Origin of the sequence: Streptomyces sp. NBC_00234 (assembly GCF_036195325.1) — a bacterium.
GTDB lineage: Bacteria > Actinomycetota > Actinomycetes > Streptomycetales > Streptomycetaceae > Streptomyces.
On sequence record NZ_CP108101.1, the window covers coordinates 7,062,687 to 7,077,860 of the forward strand.

The window sequence follows — 15,174 nt, forward strand, 5'->3', positions numbered from 1 at the left end:
AGCGTGACACTGCTGGAATCCATCAAGGGGCCGCAGGACCTCAAGGCACTGAGCGGACCGGAACTCGACGAACTCGCCGGTGACATCAGGACGTTCCTGGTCCACGCGGTGTCCAGGACAGGTGGTCACCTCGGGCCCAACCTCGGGGTGGTGGAACTCTCCATCGCCCTGCACCGGGCCTTCGACTCGCCCGTGGACCGCATCCTGTGGGACACCGGGCACCAGAGTTACGTGCACAAGCTCCTCACCGGGCGCCAGGACTTCTCCAAGCTGCGGGGGAAGGGCGGTCTCTCCGGCTACCCGTCCCGCGAGGAGTCCGAACACGACGTCATCGAGAACTCCCACGCCTCCACCGTGCTCGGCTGGGCCGACGGCCTCGCCAAGGCCAACGAGGTGCTGGGACTCCCCGACCACGTCGTCGCGGTCATCGGGGACGGCGCGCTCACCGGGGGCATGGCCTGGGAGGCGCTGAACAACATCGCCGCGGCGGAGAACCGCCCGCTGATCATCGTGGTGAACGACAACGAGCGCTCGTACGCCCCGACCATCGGCGGCGTGGCCGACCACCTCGCCACCCTCCGTACGACCGACGGCTACGAACGCTTCCTGGCGTGGGGCAAGGACGTGCTCCAGCAGACCCCCGTCATCGGCCAGCCGCTCTACGGGTCGCTGCACGGCGCCAAGAAGGGCTTCAAGGACACCTTCGCCCCCCAGGGCATGTTCGAGGACCTGGGGCTCAAGTACGTCGGACCGGTCGACGGACACGACGTCGCCGCCGTCGAAGCCGCGCTGACCCGAGCGAAACGGTTCCACGGCCCCGTGCTCGTGCACTGCATCACCGAGAAGGGGCGCGGCTACCCGCCCGCGCTCCGGGACGACGCGGACCGCTTCCACACCGTCGGTGCGATGGACCCGCTGACCTGCGAACCCCTCGTGGTCCCCGCGGGCCCCTCCTGGACCTCCGTCTTCGGCGACGAGATCGCCGCGATCGGCGCCGAACGCCCGGACGTCGTCGCCGTCACCGCGGCCATGCTGCACCCGGTCGGGCTCACCCGGTTCGCCGAGGCGTTCCCCGGCCGGATCTGGGACGTCGGGATCGCCGAGCAGCACGCGGCCGTCTCGGCGGCGGGCCTGGCCACCGGCGGACTGCACCCCGTCGTCGCGGTCTACGCGACCTTCCTGAACCGGGCCTTCGACCAGTTGCTCATGGATGTCGCCCTGCACCGCTGCGGCGTGACCTTCGTCCTCGACCGGGCCGGCGTCACCGGCACCGACGGGCCCTCGCACAACGGCATGTGGGACATGTCGGTGCTCCAGGTCGTCCCGGGACTGCGCATCGCCGCACCCCGCGACGCCGACCAGCTCCGCGCGCAGCTGCGCGAAGCCGTCGACGTGGACGACGCGCCGACGGTGCTCCGGTTCCCCAAGGCGGCGGTGGGGGAGCCGATCGCGGCCGTCGGCAGGATCGGCGGCATGGACGTACTGCACCGCGCCGACGATCCCGATGTGCTGCTGGTGGCCGTCGGCGTGCTCGCCGAGGTCTGCCTCCGGGCCGTCGACCTGCTGGCCGGGGCCGGTATCCGGTGCACGGTGGTCGACCCCCGCTGGGTGAAGCCGGTCGACGAGCAGCTCGCCCCGCTCGCCGCCGGCCACCGGCTCGTCGCCGTGGTGGAGGACAACAGCCGTACGGGCGGCGTCGGCTGGGCCGTGGGGCAGGCGCTGCGGGACGCCGAAGTCGACGTACCGTTGCGGACGTTCGGCATTCCGGAGCGGTTCCTCGCCCACGCCAAACGAGGCGAGGTGCTCGCCGACATCGGACTCACCCCGGTGGAGATCGCCGGACAGATCAGTGCCGTCCTCGCCGCGAAGCGGGCGAAGGCGGAGCAGCCGGCGCTGAAGGAGAGCGGGGCATGAACGACGACCGGCCCAAGGGCTTCGATCTGACGCGGCTCCTCGCCGAACGGGGCGCCGAACGCTACGAGTTGCATACCGAGTACCTCAATCACCAACTGCCGCGCATGCTCCGCACGATCGGCTTCGACAAGGTCTACGAGCGGGCCGAGGGCGCGTACTTCTGGGACGCGGAGGGCAACGACTACCTCGACATGCTCGCCGGATTCGGGGTGATGGGACTCGGCCGGCACCACCCCGTCGTACGCAAGGCGCTGCACGACGTCCTCGACGCCTCGCTCGCCGACCTCACCCGGTTCGACTGTCAGCCGCTCCCCGGGCTGTTGGCCGAGAAACTGCTCACCCACAGCCCTCACCTGGACCGGGTGTTCTTCGGCAACAGCGGGACGGAAGCAGTCGAGACAGCCCTGAAGTTCGCCCGGTACGCCACCGGGAAGCCCAGGATCCTGTACTGCACGCACGCCTTCCACGGGCTGACCACCGGCTCGCTCTCGGTCAACGGGGAGGCGGGCTTCCGGGACGGCTTCGCCCCGCTGCTGCCGGACACGGCGATCGAGCTCGGCGACCTGGACGCGCTCCGGCGCGAGCTGAAGCGCGGCGACGTCGCGGCTCTCGTCGTCGAGCCGATCCAGGGCAAGGGGGTGCACGCCTCGCCGCCCGGCTTCCTGCGCGCCGCGCAGGAGCTGCTGCACAAGCACAAGGCGCTGCTCATCGCGGACGAGGTGCAGACGGGCCTCGGCAGGACCGGCGACTTCTACGCGTACCAGCACGAGGAAGGCGTCGAGCCCGACCTGGTCTGTGTCGCCAAGGCGCTCTCCGGCGGCTATGTGCCGGTCGGGGCGACGCTCGGCAAGGACTGGATCTTCAAGCGCGTCTACTCGTCCATGGACCGCGTTCTCGTCCACTCGGCGAGCTTCGGCTCGAACGCGCAGGCCATGGCGGCCGGTCTCGCCGTCCTCGCGGTGATGGAGGACGAGGAGACCGTGGCGAACGCCCGGCGCACCGGTGATCTCCTGCGCGAACGGCTGGCCGCGCTCGTCGGCCGCTACGAGCTGCTGCACGAGGTGCGCGGGCGCGGGCTGATGATCGGCATCGAGTTCGGCCGGCCGTCGTCGCTGGGGCTCCGCAGCCGCTGGACCATGCTCCAGACGGCCCGCAAGGGGCTCTTCTCGCAGATGGTCGTGGTGCCGCTGCTGCAGAAGCACCGGATCCTCACCCAGGTGTCCGGCGACCATCTGGAAGTGATCAAGCTGATTCCGCCGCTGGTCATCGGGGAGCCGGAGGTGGACCGGTTCGTGAACGCCTTCACGGCCGTGATGGACGACGCGCACAGCGGGGGCGGGCTGATGTGGGACTTCGGCAGGACCCTGGTGAAACAGGCCGTCGCCAACCGTTGACGCGAGGCTTTGCCTCAGAGGCAAGAAATTTGCCTCTGAGGAAAGATCCTGGCCCAATGGACGTATGAATCCTCCCGACGGAGGGGTGGCCGACGAGCTGCCCGGGGTCGCTCCGCGCCTGCGCGAGCTGCGCCGCAGCCGTGGCCTCACCCTGGAGACCGCCGCCCAGCGGGCGGAGCTTTCCCCCGCCCATCTCTCCCGGCTGGAAACCGGCCGCCGACAGCCGTCGCTGCCCATGCTGCTGGGCCTCGCACGTGTCTACGGTACGACGGTCTCCGAGCTTCTGGGAGAGACGCCGACCCAACGTGACGCGATCGTCCGCGGCGGCCCTTTCACGGGCGCCGAGGCCGACGGCTGGATGTACCGCCAGGCCGGCGGCTCCGGCCGGGCCATGCAGGCGCTCCGCGTCCGGGTTCCGTACGGCGCCCAGGGCGACCTGGTGCGGGTCCACCCCGGTGAGGAATGGCTGTACGTGCTGGAGGGACGGCTGCGCGTCGGTCTCGGCGAGACCGTGCACGACCTCGAACCGGGGGACAGCGCGCACTTCGACTCGCTCACTCCGCACCGGATCGCCGCCGCCGACCGCGGCGGCGCCGAGCTGCTCTTCGTCCACACGCTGCTGCAGAGTCCGGTCGCCGAACTCTGTCTGGGCAGCGGACTCCACCACCGCTGACCCCTGGCCCCGAAAGAGGGACTGTCATGTCCGATTCAGAGCACTACGACCCGCTCAGCTCGCGGTCCCCGAAGGGTCGCGGCTCGCAGGAGAAGAAGTTTCCGCGCGGCGTGGTGATCCGGCTGGTCGCCTACCTGGTCGCCGGACACGTCTTCGCGGCCTTCCTCTACCTGCTGTTCGAGGTGGCGGGCAAGGGCTGAGGCCGGGGGGCGAGGGTGGTCACGCCTCCTCGACGAGGCGCTCCCGCAGCCGCCCACGAGTCTCGGCGGAGAGCTTCAGACCCTCGGTGAGGTAGCGCTCGGTGCCGCCCCAGGTCTCCTCGATGGTCTCGAAGGCCGCCGCCAGGTAGTCGGCACGCGCACCGAAGAGGGGGTTGAGGAGCTCCATGACCTCGTCGGACATGCCGACCGCCGAGCTGTCGCTGCGCTTCACCTTGTACCGGCGGTGGGCGTCGTTGGACATGAGGTAGTCGGCCTCGATGGCATCGCGCTCCACGCCGACGGCCAGCAGCGACACCGCTATCGAGAGCCCCGCGCGGTCCTTGCCCGCGGCGCAGTGCATCAGGGCGGGGACGCTGTCCTCGGCCAGGGAGTGCAGCACCCGGCTGTGTTCCGCGGTGCGGTCCTTGATGATCGAGCGGTACGAGGCGATCATGCGGTCCGCGCCCTTGCCGTCGGCGAGGATCGAGCGCAGCTGCTCGATGTTGCCGTCCCGGACCAGTCGCCAGAACTCGGCGCCGTCGGCCGGGTCGGAGAGCGGAATGCTGACATTGCGGACACCCGGCAGCTCCACGTCGTAGCCGTCCAGCTTGTGGTCGGCCGCGTTGCGGAAGTCGAAGATCGTGTGGAGTCCGAGCCCGCCGAGGAACGCCGCGTCCTGCTCGGTGGCGTTCGCCAGGTGACCGCTGCGGTAGAGCCGACCGAACCGCACCGTGCGGCCGTCCGTGGTCGGAAGGCCCCCGACGTCACGGAAGTTGCGGACGCCCGTCAGCTCAGTGTGCGTCGACGGGACCTGCGGCAGCTGCTGCGTCACGGTGACTCCTGGAGTGTCTGGCGCCGGCGCTGCTCGCCGACGAGGGCACGGTCGTGACGATACGACATTGATTCCCCAGGCAATCATCTTGCCCCGGAGGCCGCCGTTCCGTGCCGTGCCGTGACCCGCGCTCCGCTACATGTCCGTATTGATGCATTTAGCGGAACATGCCCTGCTTATGGGGGAGATGGCGGTCGACTGGTGAGCGGGATCATATCCGTGACGGTGTGTGGCGAACCCGCCGAAGGGCATTCCGCGCGCCGTACGGAATGCCAAGATCCGTAATCCACGGAGTGTGACCGGAAATCCCGGCGGAAATTGAATCGCGCATTCCGGTACCTCGGACGCGGCTTGTTCCGGCCGTCCTTACTCGCTTACGGTCACCGTCAATCCGGACGGACCGCCTAATCCTGCCGCCGCCCGGAATCCGCATCCCACTCACGTGTGGCAGGAGCGGGGGACCCAGGTAAGCCGCCGGTCCGGAGAAATCCGGAACGGCTCGGGGTGAAGTCGCGCTCAGCGCGACCGGGCATCTCCAGCCCGAACCCGACAGCTCACCTCGTAGGCGCCGGAGAGGAATTCCCCCATGCCCGCAAAGGGTAAGCACCGTCGTACGAAGTCCGGCCCGCTCGCCCGCGGCGTCCTCGCCGCCGGGACCGGCGGAGCCGCTCTGGCCCTCCCACTGATCGGTGCCACCGGCGCGCATGCCGCTGAGCAGTCCGCACCCGTCGCCAAGCCCGCGGCGGCCTCGGTCGCCGCGGCGCACACCGCTCCCGCCGCCGCGGCCAAGACCGCCCCGAAGACCTACTCCGTGGTCTCCGGCGACTACCTGTCGAAGATCGCCGCCGAGCAGAAGATCAAGGGCGGCTGGCAGAAGCTGTACCAGGACAACCGCGACGTCGTCGGTGAGAACCCGAGCCTGATCTTCCCCGGCACCGAACTGACCCTCGGCGCCAAGGCGTCCGGCTCGGCGAAGGCCATCCCGTCCAAGGCCGCGGCTCCGAAGGCCGCCGCTCCGAAGACCGAGGCCCCGAAGGCGGACACGTCCTCCGACTCGGCCTCCTCCGCCGAGGCGACCACCTCGACGGACACCGGCACCTCCACCGGTGCCTCGGAGAGCAACAGCTCCGGCTGGACGACCCCCGTGGCCGACGCCACCGTCACCACGCAGTACCGCGCCTCCGGCTCCATGTGGTCCAGTGGCTACCACACCGGTGCGGACTTCCAGGCTGCCTCCGGCACCAGTGTCCGGGCCATCGGCCCCGGCACCGTGGTCTCGGCCGGCTGGAGCGGTGCGTACGGCAACGAGGTCGTCATCCAGCACGCCGACGGCATGTACTCCCAGTACGCCCACCAGTCCTCGCTCAACGTGTCGGTCGGCGAGACCGTCACGGGCGGCCAGCAGATCGGCCTCTCCGGTTCCACCGGCAACTCCAGCGGCCCGCACCTCCACTTCGAGGTCCGCACCGGCCCGAGCTACGGCTCGGACGTCGACCCGGTCTCGTACCTGCGTCAGCACGGCGTCTCCATCTGAGACGAGCGGCGGTGAGAAAAGGGCGGTGCGCGGCGGCGCACCGCCCTTCCGTGCGTTCCGTACTGTCCCGCGCCGGGGCCGCCACTTATTCCGGCTTTACCAAAAACTGACCGGGTGGTCTATCTCACCACCCGTCAACCCCTTATTACGGTCGCGTAGGTCACATTCGCGGGTGCAGGATACGTGTTTGTGGCAGACGATTCGAAACTCAATCAGCACGGTCTCAAGGACGTCATGGACGTCCCCGGCTTCATAGGGTCGTACGCGGCGATCGGCGACAGCTTCACCGAGGGCGTCGGGGACCCCGGCCCCGACGGAACCCTTGTCGGCTGGGCCGACCGATTCGCGGTACTGCTGGCGGATCAGCTCCCGGTCTCCGACGCGGGGACGGGCGTCGGCGCATCACGGCACGGCAATTTCCGTTACGCCAACCTCGCCGTACGCGGACGGCTCCTGGACCAGATCGTCGAGGAGCAGATCCCGCGCGCCAAGGAGCTGGCGCCCGACCTGGTCAGCTTCTGCGCCGGCGGCAACGACATCCTCCGGCCGGGGAGCGACCCCGACGACGTGGCCGAGCGCTTCGAGCGCGCCGTCGCCGAACTGAGCGGTGCGGTCGGCACCGTCATGGTCACCACCGGCTTCGACACCCGCCACATGCCGGTGCTGCGCCACCTCCGCGGCAAGATCGCCACGTACACCGCCCATGTGCGCTCCATCGCCGACCGCTACGACTGCCCGGTCCTCGACCTGTGGTCGCTGCGGTCCGTGCAGGACCGCCGCGCCTGGGACGACGACCGGCTGCACCTGTCGCCCGAGGGCCACACGAGGGTCGCCCTGCGCGCCGCCCAGGTCCTCGGACTCGACGTGCCGGCCGACCCCGACCAGGCATGGCCGCCGCAGGCGCTGCGCCGCCCGCTCGACGACCGGCGCGACGACATCCACTGGGCGCGGGAGTACCTGGTCCCGTGGATCGGGCGGCGGCTTCGCGGCGAGTCCTCCGGGGACCACGTCGAGGCCAAGCGCCCGGATCTGCTGCCGCTCTAGGGCTTGTCGTCAAACTGCCGTCGTTCGGCCGAAGTCCGGGCTCGCGTGCCCTGGCGCGTCTCGCAGGGGGAGTGAGTGCCGGGAGGGTATCCGCTCCAGCACGCCGCCCGCGAAGACGTCGTACAGCGGCAGCGTCTCCAGGTGCACATAGCCGATGTGGCAGTCGCAGACGGCGAGGGGACAGCCGCGTGGGCCGAGCGCCCGGCGGTAGCTCCCGTCGTAGAGGTTGCCGAGCTCCGCGCGCACGAAATGGCATCGCCGCACCGTGCCGTCGCCGTCCACCGAGATGACCGACTCACCGGTCCTGCAGGGCAGCCCCGCCGAGCTGTGCGGATGCCTGCTGTACGGGAACAGGGGGTCCAGGGCCGTCCAGCGGTCCGCCTCCTCGTCCGTGTAGCTGTGCCCCTCGGCGGCGTTGACCCAGAGATAGACCTCGTCGGGCAGCGCGGCCCGGAGCCGCCGCGCCTCGTCGAGGTGCTCGTCGAGGCCGACGATCCCGACGCTGTGACGGACGCCGAGCTCCGCCAGGTCACGGCACTTCCCGAGGAACCGGTCGTACGGCGTCTGACCCGGGTGGTACGTGCACCACAGGGCCACCTTGCCGAGATCCGCCTCCGCGAGCCAGCCGGTGCGGCAGCTGAGGTTGGTCTGGATCGCGACCCGGTTGATGTGCGGCAGCCGCGAGAGCTCGACCAGGGCGCGGCGGTACCAGGACCGCACCAGCCCCTCGCCCCACGGAGTGAACAGCACCGACAGCCGGTCGCCGGTCTGCGCCGCCGCCCAGGCGGTGAACCGCTCCAGCGCGGCGCGGTCGGCGCGCAGTTGCTCAGGGCTGTCGCGCCGCTTGGCGAACGGGCAGTACGGGCAGGCGTAGTCGCACGAGGCCAGCGGGCCGCGGTAGAGGATCGTCAGGTCCACGGAGGCGCTCACTTCGCTTCGTACGCGGCCATCGCGGCCCGTACGGCGGGGGAGAACAGCTCCGGCCCCAGCGCGTCGGAGTGGGCCAGCCCTTCCGGGGAGAGGCGGAGCAGACCGCGACTCACCGGGCCATCCAGCCAGCCGCGCGCCGCGAAGCGGTCCAGCTCGGCGCCGAAGTCCACGTACGGGTCCGTGCCGAACCGCGCGCCGTACTCCGAGCCGTCCATCCCCTCGGCCTGGAGGAGGGACTGCAGGAGGTGGCGCCTGCGTGCCTCGCCGTCGTCTACGTACCGCCCCACCTCGGCGCGGGAGAAGTCCTCCGTCGCCGTGAAGCCGTCGATGATGCCCCGGATCTCCCGCATCTCCACCGCGTAGTCGAAGGAGTAGTGCAGGGACGAGGTGTACGAACGGGCGCCGCAGCCGAGACCGATCATCCCGTCGGTCTGGCAGGCGTAGTCGTCGGGGCCCTCGTGCGGGGCGTCGGCACGGCGGAACATCCGCATCGACACCTGCTCGTAGCCATGGGTGAGGAGATGGTCGCGTCCCGCCCGGTAGAGCCGCAGCCGCTGCTCGTCCCAGGCCGCGTCGGACGCGGCCCCTGCCTCTGCTCCTGGTCCCGTCGCGTCTCCGAGCCGGCCGAGACCGGTCAGCGGGCGTACGTACAGCGGGTAGAGGTAGAGCTCCTCGGGGCGCCAGGCCAGCGCGGCGTCCAGGGAGGCCCGCCAGGTGTCCTCGGTCTGGCCGTCGATGCCGTAGATCAGATCGATGTTGAGGACCGGGATGCGGGCGTCGCGGATGCGGCCGAGAGCGGCCTCCACATCGGCCCGGCGCTGCGGGCGGACCGCGGCGCGGGCCTCGTCGTCGACGAAGCTCTGGACACCGATGCTCACGCGGGTGGCCCCCCGCTCGGCGAGGACGGCCAGCCGGTCCGCCGTCGCCGTGGAGGGCGAGGTCTCGACCGACAGCGGGACGGAACGGAGATCGGCGCCCATCCGCTTCTCCGCGATGTCGCAGAGCCGCTCCAGCTCGGCCGCGGTCAGGAAGGTCGGCGTTCCGCCGCCGAACGCCGCGGCGGCGAAACGCACCGGCTCCTCGTCGCCCAGCGCGTCACGGACCGCCGTCGCCTGACGGTCCAGGGCGTCGAGATAGCGCGTCGTCAGCTCCCCGGGCGCGCCGATCCGAGTGAACAGATTGCAGAAACCGCAGCGGACCTCGCAGAAGGGTATGTGGACGTACAGCGAGAGCGCGTCCTTGCGTTCCCCCGCCCACAGCTCGCTCAGCAGGGGCCGTTCGGTGCGGTGGCCGCCGAGCGGGCGGTACGCCGTCTTGTGCGGGTAGGCGTAGACGTAGCTCTGGTACGGCCTGACGGCGCTGGTCATCGGGTGGCCCCCGGATCGAGGAAGAAGTGGGCGTACGGCACGGTCCAGACGGCTTCGTGACCGAGGCGGTGGCCGGTGTAGCCGTCGTCGCCGTAGGCCGTGCCGTGGTCCGAGCAGACGATGGCGAAACACCGGCGGCGGCTGCTCGCCGCCGCGAAGAGCCGGCCGATGTGCCGGTCGACGTACTCCAGCGCGGCTGCGTGGGTGTCGCGGGAGTCCCCCGCGTCGGAGGTGGCGCCGTCCCGGTGGAACCAGTTCGGCTGGTGCAGGGCGGACACGTTGACGAACAGGAACAGCCGCTGCTCCTGCGGAAGTTCCGCGACGACCTGCTCGGCGCGTGCCACCTGCGACTCGAAGGAGGTGGGGGACGCCACGCCGAACCCCGGCTCCCAGTGGCTCTCCTGGAACAGGTCCGGAAGGACCGAGCCGAGAGGCCCGCGCTTGTTGAAGAAGCCGACGCCGCCGATGCACACCGTGCGGTAGCCGGCGCCGGCGAGCCCGGAGACCAGGTCGGGGGTGTCGAAGACGAACGTGCCGTCCGCGGTGGTCTCGCTGCCCGCGAAGCGCGCGGCGAACAGGCGCGGATGGGGCCCCGGAGCGGCGGGGGTCGGCAGGAATCCGGCGAAGATCGCCTGGTGGGAGGCGTAGGTGAAGCTGCCCGGAGCATGCCGCTTCTCCCAGAGGCCGCCGGGCAGATGGCGGGCCAGATGCGGGATGCGTCCGGCCGCCGCCAGTTCCGCCGCGACGTCGTGGCGCAGGGTGTCCAGGGTCACGAGCAGCAGATCGTGGCTGCCCACGATCCGGCTCATGTCGGGTCCGGCCTCCGCCGGATGCGGGGCGGGGTCAACGGGCAGCGTCGGCACGGTGGTTCCTTGTTCGGTTCGGTACGGCGGCGACCTGCGCCGCATAGGTGTCCAGGTTCTCCGCGCCGCTGCCGGGCAGGCCGGTGAGGCGGGGCAGCAGGTCGCCGAAGGCGTTGACCTCGCAGACGGCGAAGCGCCGCCAGCCGGTGGCGGGCAGCAGGTCGACGCCCACGCACAGCGTGTCGGGGAAGCAGGCGGCGGCACGCTCGCACACGGCCAGCGCCGCGGCCCAGCTTCCGCCCGCCGCCTCGACCGCGGCCCTGACCGCGTCGAGGTCGCCGCGCTCCCCGCCGAGATGAAGGTTGGTCATGGGGGAGCGGCTCGTCCGCACGACGGCGTGCGTCGCCCGGCCCCCGACGACGACGACCCGCAGGTCGGCGGCCCGACCGTGCTGCGACGCCTTCGGCAGCCAGCGCTCGATGTGCAGCCCGTCCGGCGCGAGCGCATCGACGACCGCGGCGACCTCGGCCTCCGTCGTGAGACGGCGCACCCGAAGCGAGTTGAAGAGGCGCCCCGCCGCGTCCCGTTCGACCGAGGTGGCCGCCCGCACCCGGCCGCCGCCCGCGGTCTCCACCGCCAGCACCCCGGAGGCGGACGAACCATGGGCGAGCTTGACGAACGCGCGCCCCATCCGGTCCTCCCGCATCAGCGCGCGCACATCGGCCCAGCCCCGGACGGCCGGTGCGCCGGGTCCGGACGTCGGCGACTGGGGCACAGGGACCCCGGCGCCGCTCAGCACGGCGTGGCACAGCCGCTTGTCGAACAGCACGGCGATGTCCTCCGGATCGTCCAGCAGCACCGCGTCCGCCGCGGTGGCCGCACGCCCCACCTCCCGTACGGCAGCGGTGAACGCGGCGTACCACCGGGCGGAACCCTCCACCCTCGTCGGATCGTCGACGCCACGCAGCAGCCGTTCGACCTCGGCGTCCTCACCGGGCGAGTCGATCCGCACGGTCTCGCCCGGCAGGAACGCCGCCTCACCGCGCAGCACCGTCTCCCAGGGCACCACACGTGCCTCGGCCAGCCCGGCGCCCCGCACGGCATCCTGGAAGAGCGCCACGCGGCGATGGCCCGGAATGCCGACGACCGCGAAGCGCGGCCCGCGGCTACGCGCCGGCGACATGGCGTCCTCCTCGGTCATGTCAGGTCACTCCGCCACGGTGGTGTAGCGGCCCTCGACACCCCGGTCGCCCCATGGCGTGTTGCGGTCCGACAGATCGACCCGCACCCCGTGGGGCTCCAGGGCCTCGCGGACACGGCGCTCCATCGGCTCGGTGAGGAAGTGGTGGTGGAGATCGACCGCGTCGAGGTGCGTGAGCGGCTGACCCTCCAGGAGCGCGGCGGCGCCCTCGTCACCCATCGTGCCGGAGGACAGATCCAGTGTCCGGAGCTGCGCCACGACCGGGGCCGAGGCGATCGCCGTCGCGATCTCGTTCTGCAACTCGCTGTTGCGCAGGCCGAGATGGAGCAGGCCCGGGAATCGCGTACCGGACAGCAGGGGCTGGAGATCCGCGACCGTCGCGTCGCCCCCGTAGGCCGAGACCCCCAGCCACAGCTCCAGCCGGTCCAGCGCCGGGAGTTCGCTGTCCAGCACACCGCGGATCACCTCGGCGGGAAGTCCGCCGGACTCGATGACCAGCGCGCGCAGGCTCTCGTGCTTGAGGGGCGGGAACCGCAGGCCCGTCCCGCCGCGCACCCCCAGGGCCTCCAGACGCGGGAAGGTGGTGAGCAGCGGGGTGACGTCCACGTGCTCGATCCAGGAGATCTCCGACTCCTCCTGCACCAGATCGCCGAGGAAGAGCGCCTCCAGCGAGGTCAGCCGGTCGGCGGCGGCGACGACGAGACCGATCGGGTACGAGGAATCCGACTCGTACGACTCCCCCCACTGCCCGATGATCAGCGCGCGGACCCCGGCCGGGTCGACGGTGTCGAGGAACTCGTTGAACTCCTCCTCCCAGGTCCGCTCCTCGTCCTCGTACGGATCGACCCGGATGCGCCACGCCACCGCGTCGGCTGCGGGCCGGACGGCGGCGGTTCCGCTCTCGAAGTCGACGGCGGGAAGACCGATCAACTCTTGCAGATGGTCGACGTCGGACATGGCGCTGCGCTCCTGTCGCTGGGGACGGCTGATGTCCGCAAGGTTTATCAAGGCCCACTGACAGCGCGGCGGGCGGGACCGGTCACGGGGGCCTCCGCCGGTCGATTGTCAGACCCTCGCCGTAGCGTTTTCCACGTGGTCGGCACAGCGGGTGCCGAGCCGGAGGGGAGACGTCTGTGTATCGCCAGGGGGATGTGCTGATCGTGGAGCTGGAGGAGTCGGCGGTGCCCGCGCACCTGCTCGACGCGCCGGGTGAACTGCGGGACGGGCGGGGGCGGCTGGTGCTCGCGCTCGGCGAGGTGACGGGCCACGCGCACGCGGTTCAGGGTCCCGGGCGGCTGATGCGGGAGGCGGGGGCGTTCGGCCCGATGACGCTTCATCTGCCGGAGGGGGGACGGGTGGTGCACGAGGAGCACGCGGCGATATCGCTGCCGAAGGGCTGGTTCCGCGTCGTGCGCCAGCGGGAGTACGCACCGGGCGCGATCCGCATCGTCGCGGACTGACCGGCACTCAGGAGCGCACTCCTGGGATCAGCGGCCGGCGAGCAGGAAAAAGGAATCAGGGAACAGGGGACGGGGACAACCGATGCAGTACGTGAACTCTTGGCGGGCCGTGGCGGCGGCGACGGGTGCGGCGGACAGGGCGGCGGCCGAGGACGGGGTGCGGCTCGCCTATCGCAGCGCCGGACTCGCCGAACCGGAGACGGTGGTCTGGGCCGATTCGCCGAGGGCGGCCGTCGAGGCGGTGGAGAAGCTCAACGGCGCGGGCCGCTCGGTGCGCGACGAGGTCCGCACCCGGCCGTGGGCGGACGAGCGGCGCAGGATGTACGACGAACTGGGCCCGGCCGGCTGGTCGGCGCTCTGGTCCGCCACCGGGGCGCAGCTCTGGGAGACGACCGCGGCCCTGGCCGAACGGATAAGGGCCGGAGTGGTCTCGGACCTCTCCGAGCACGAGGAGGACGAGTCGGATGTGCGGCTCGTGCTGCTCGACGCGGTTCTCGGACAGCACGACGCTGCCTGGCTCGCCGCGTTCGACGGACGCGGCGACCGGCTCACCGGGCTGGCCGAGGTCGCCAGGAACGCCGGCTGGTGGTGGCCGTACGAGCACGCCGTCGTGATCAGCGAGCGGCCGGTGGCCCTCCACCGCGACGAGGCGGGACGACTCGACCACGGGGACGGTCCCGCGCTCTCCTACCCGGACGGTTTCGCGCTCCACGCCTGGCGTGGCATGCCGGTGCCCGCCGAATTCCTCGCGGGCCTGGCGACCCTGACCCCCGAACGGATACGCGGCGAGGAGAACGCGGAGCTCCGCCGCGTGATGCTGGAGTACTACGGCTACGACCGCTACCTCGCGGAGTCCGGTGCCGAGCCCGTGCACAGGGACGAGACGGGCATCCTCTGGCGGATCGCTCTCGACGGTGACGAGGACGTGGTGATGGTCGAGGTGGTCAACTCCACCCCGGAGCCGGACGGCACCCACCGGACGTACTGGCTCCGGGTGCCGCCCCGGACCAGGACGGCGAAGGAAGGGGTCGCCTGGACCTTCGGGATGGACGGCCAGGCGTACGCACCGGTCCGGCAGACCTGAGCCGCGGGCCCGGGGAGGGCGAAGGGAGGACGGGACGGGAGAACGGGGGAGGGAGGCCGGTCAGGCGGTCAGTGCCGCGTGCTCGATGCCCAGTTCGCGGGCGAGGGCCTCGTCGGTCCACTGGAGCATCGTGGCCCGCGAGAGCGGACCCGCGTACGAGGTCATCTGGATGGCCAGGCCGTCCAGGAGCGCCGTCAGCCGCCAGGCCGCGGACATCGGGTCGTCGCAGTGGAACTCGCCGGCCGCCGCGCCCTCTTCGATGACCTCGGCCAGCTCCGCCTTCCACTGCTGGTCGAGATCGCCGGCGACATTACGCAGCGCGGGATCGCGCAACGACGCCGCCCAGCCCTCGATCCACAGGCGCCAGCCCTTCGCCTGCCCGGTCGGCGCGTACCACCGGACGGCAGCCCGCAAGCGGCGAACCGCGCTGGTACGACGCGTCAGCAGCTTGCGCAGATGGGCGAGGTCGGCCTCGGCCGCGTACGCGAACGCCGCGGCGACCAGCTTCTCCTTGGTCGAGAAGTGGTAAAGCACCAGCGCGTTGCTCACCCCGAGGACGGACGCCACGTCGGCGATCCGGACCGCGGACACACCGCGTACCTCGATCTGTTCGACGGCAGCACGCAGGAGATCCTCGCGCCGTTCCGCAACGCCCAACCGCACTCTCGCCACGCGGTCAGCCTAACGAACCGGCCGCCCGCGTCCAGGGCGGGGCGAACGGGGAGTGATCGTGACCGG

At 71.2% G+C, this 15,174-nt stretch carries 15 protein-coding genes and 1 riboswitch; of the genes, 8 read left to right on the top strand and 7 right to left on the bottom strand.

Going from position 1 to position 15,174, the window contains the following annotated elements; genetic code table 11:
* The first annotated feature begins 3 nt into the window (after positions 1-3).
* The 4 genes from dxs to OG230_RS30995 all read left to right on the top strand — a co-directional run bounded on the left by dxs (position 4) and on the right by OG230_RS30995 (position 4,181).
* On the top strand, positions 4-1,914 hold the full coding sequence (gene dxs, locus OG230_RS30980) for a 1-deoxy-D-xylulose-5-phosphate synthase (RefSeq protein WP_328907043.1): 1,911 nt from the start codon (positions 4-6) through the stop codon (positions 1,912-1,914).
* Positions 1,911-3,308, top strand: a complete 1,398-nt coding sequence (locus OG230_RS30985; RefSeq protein ID WP_328907044.1) for an aspartate aminotransferase family protein — start codon at positions 1,911-1,913, stop codon at positions 3,306-3,308. The genes dxs and OG230_RS30985 overlap by 4 nt, the downstream gene beginning before the upstream one ends.
* Positions 3,309-3,372: 64 nt before the next feature.
* On the top strand, positions 3,373-3,981 hold the full coding sequence (locus OG230_RS30990) for a helix-turn-helix domain-containing protein (protein ID WP_328907045.1): 609 nt from the start codon (positions 3,373-3,375) through the stop codon (positions 3,979-3,981).
* 26 nt (positions 3,982-4,007) lie between these two features.
* On the top strand, positions 4,008-4,181 hold the full coding sequence (locus OG230_RS30995; protein WP_328907046.1) for a DUF6126 family protein: 174 nt from the start codon (positions 4,008-4,010) through the stop codon (positions 4,179-4,181).
* Positions 4,182-4,200: 19 nt separating this feature from the next.
* On the opposite strand, the gene OG230_RS31000 is transcribed toward OG230_RS30995, so the two are convergent.
* On the bottom strand, positions 4,201-5,013 hold the full coding sequence (locus OG230_RS31000) for a tyrosine-protein phosphatase (protein ID WP_328907047.1): 813 nt from the start codon (positions 5,011-5,013) through the stop codon (positions 4,201-4,203).
* A gap of 407 nt (positions 5,014-5,420) precedes the next feature.
* Positions 5,421-5,594, top strand: a riboswitch (cyclic di-AMP (ydaO/yuaA leader).
* A 5-nt stretch (positions 5,595-5,599) separates the two neighbouring features.
* On the opposite strand from OG230_RS31000, the gene OG230_RS31005 reads away from it, so the two are divergent.
* Entirely contained in the window at positions 5,600-6,547 is a 948-nt protein-coding gene (locus OG230_RS31005) for a M23 family metallopeptidase (protein ID WP_328907048.1), read from the top strand.
* A 189-nt stretch (positions 6,548-6,736) separates the two neighbouring features.
* Positions 6,737-7,591 (top strand): SGNH/GDSL hydrolase family protein, encoded by an 855-nt coding sequence (locus OG230_RS31010; protein ID WP_443051420.1) that lies wholly within the window; start codon positions 6,737-6,739, stop codon positions 7,589-7,591.
* Positions 7,592-7,600: 9 nt separating this feature from the next.
* Here the strand turns inward: OG230_RS31010 and OG230_RS31015 are convergent, their stop codons facing one another.
* From OG230_RS31015 to OG230_RS31035, 5 genes are read right to left on the bottom strand one after another with little or no spacing between them, the layout of a single operon-like run.
* Positions 7,601-8,509 (bottom strand): STM4011 family radical SAM protein, encoded by a 909-nt coding sequence (locus tag OG230_RS31015; RefSeq protein ID WP_328907049.1) that lies wholly within the window; start codon positions 8,507-8,509, stop codon positions 7,601-7,603.
* Positions 8,510-8,517: 8 nt separating this feature from the next.
* Entirely contained in the window at positions 8,518-9,888 is a 1,371-nt protein-coding gene (locus tag OG230_RS31020) for an STM4012 family radical SAM protein (RefSeq protein WP_328907050.1), read from the bottom strand.
* A complete protein-coding gene (locus tag OG230_RS31025) occupies positions 9,885-10,697 on the bottom strand; it encodes an STM4013/SEN3800 family hydrolase (protein ID WP_328911595.1) in 813 nt (270 codons plus the stop codon). Before OG230_RS31025 ends, OG230_RS31020 begins: the two co-directional genes overlap by 4 nt.
* A 34-nt stretch (positions 10,698-10,731) precedes the next feature.
* Entirely contained in the window at positions 10,732-11,874 is a 1,143-nt protein-coding gene (locus OG230_RS31030; RefSeq protein WP_328907051.1) for an STM4014 family protein, read from the bottom strand.
* Between the two features lie 24 nt (positions 11,875-11,898).
* Positions 11,899-12,849: an STM4015 family protein gene (locus OG230_RS31035; protein ID WP_328907052.1), complete on the bottom strand. Its 951-nt coding sequence runs from the start codon at positions 12,847-12,849 to the stop codon at positions 11,899-11,901.
* Positions 12,850-13,025: 176 nt separating this feature from the next.
* Between OG230_RS31035 and OG230_RS31040 the strand changes: the two genes are divergently transcribed.
* Both OG230_RS31040 and OG230_RS31045 read left to right on the top strand, forming a co-directional pair.
* Entirely contained in the window at positions 13,026-13,352 is a 327-nt protein-coding gene (locus OG230_RS31040; RefSeq protein WP_328907053.1) for a hypothetical protein, read from the top strand.
* Positions 13,353-13,434: 82 nt separating this feature from the next.
* A complete protein-coding gene (locus tag OG230_RS31045; protein ID WP_328907054.1) occupies positions 13,435-14,436 on the top strand; it encodes a DUF6745 domain-containing protein in 1,002 nt (333 codons plus the stop codon).
* Positions 14,437-14,496: 60 nt separating this feature from the next.
* Here OG230_RS31045 and OG230_RS31050 read toward each other — a convergent pair whose 3' ends face one another.
* Positions 14,497-15,108 carry a TetR/AcrR family transcriptional regulator gene (locus OG230_RS31050; protein ID WP_328907055.1) on the bottom strand — a complete coding sequence of 204 codons (612 nt, stop codon included), beginning with the start codon at positions 15,106-15,108 and terminating at the stop codon, positions 14,497-14,499.
* Positions 15,109-15,174 lie beyond the last annotated feature (66 nt).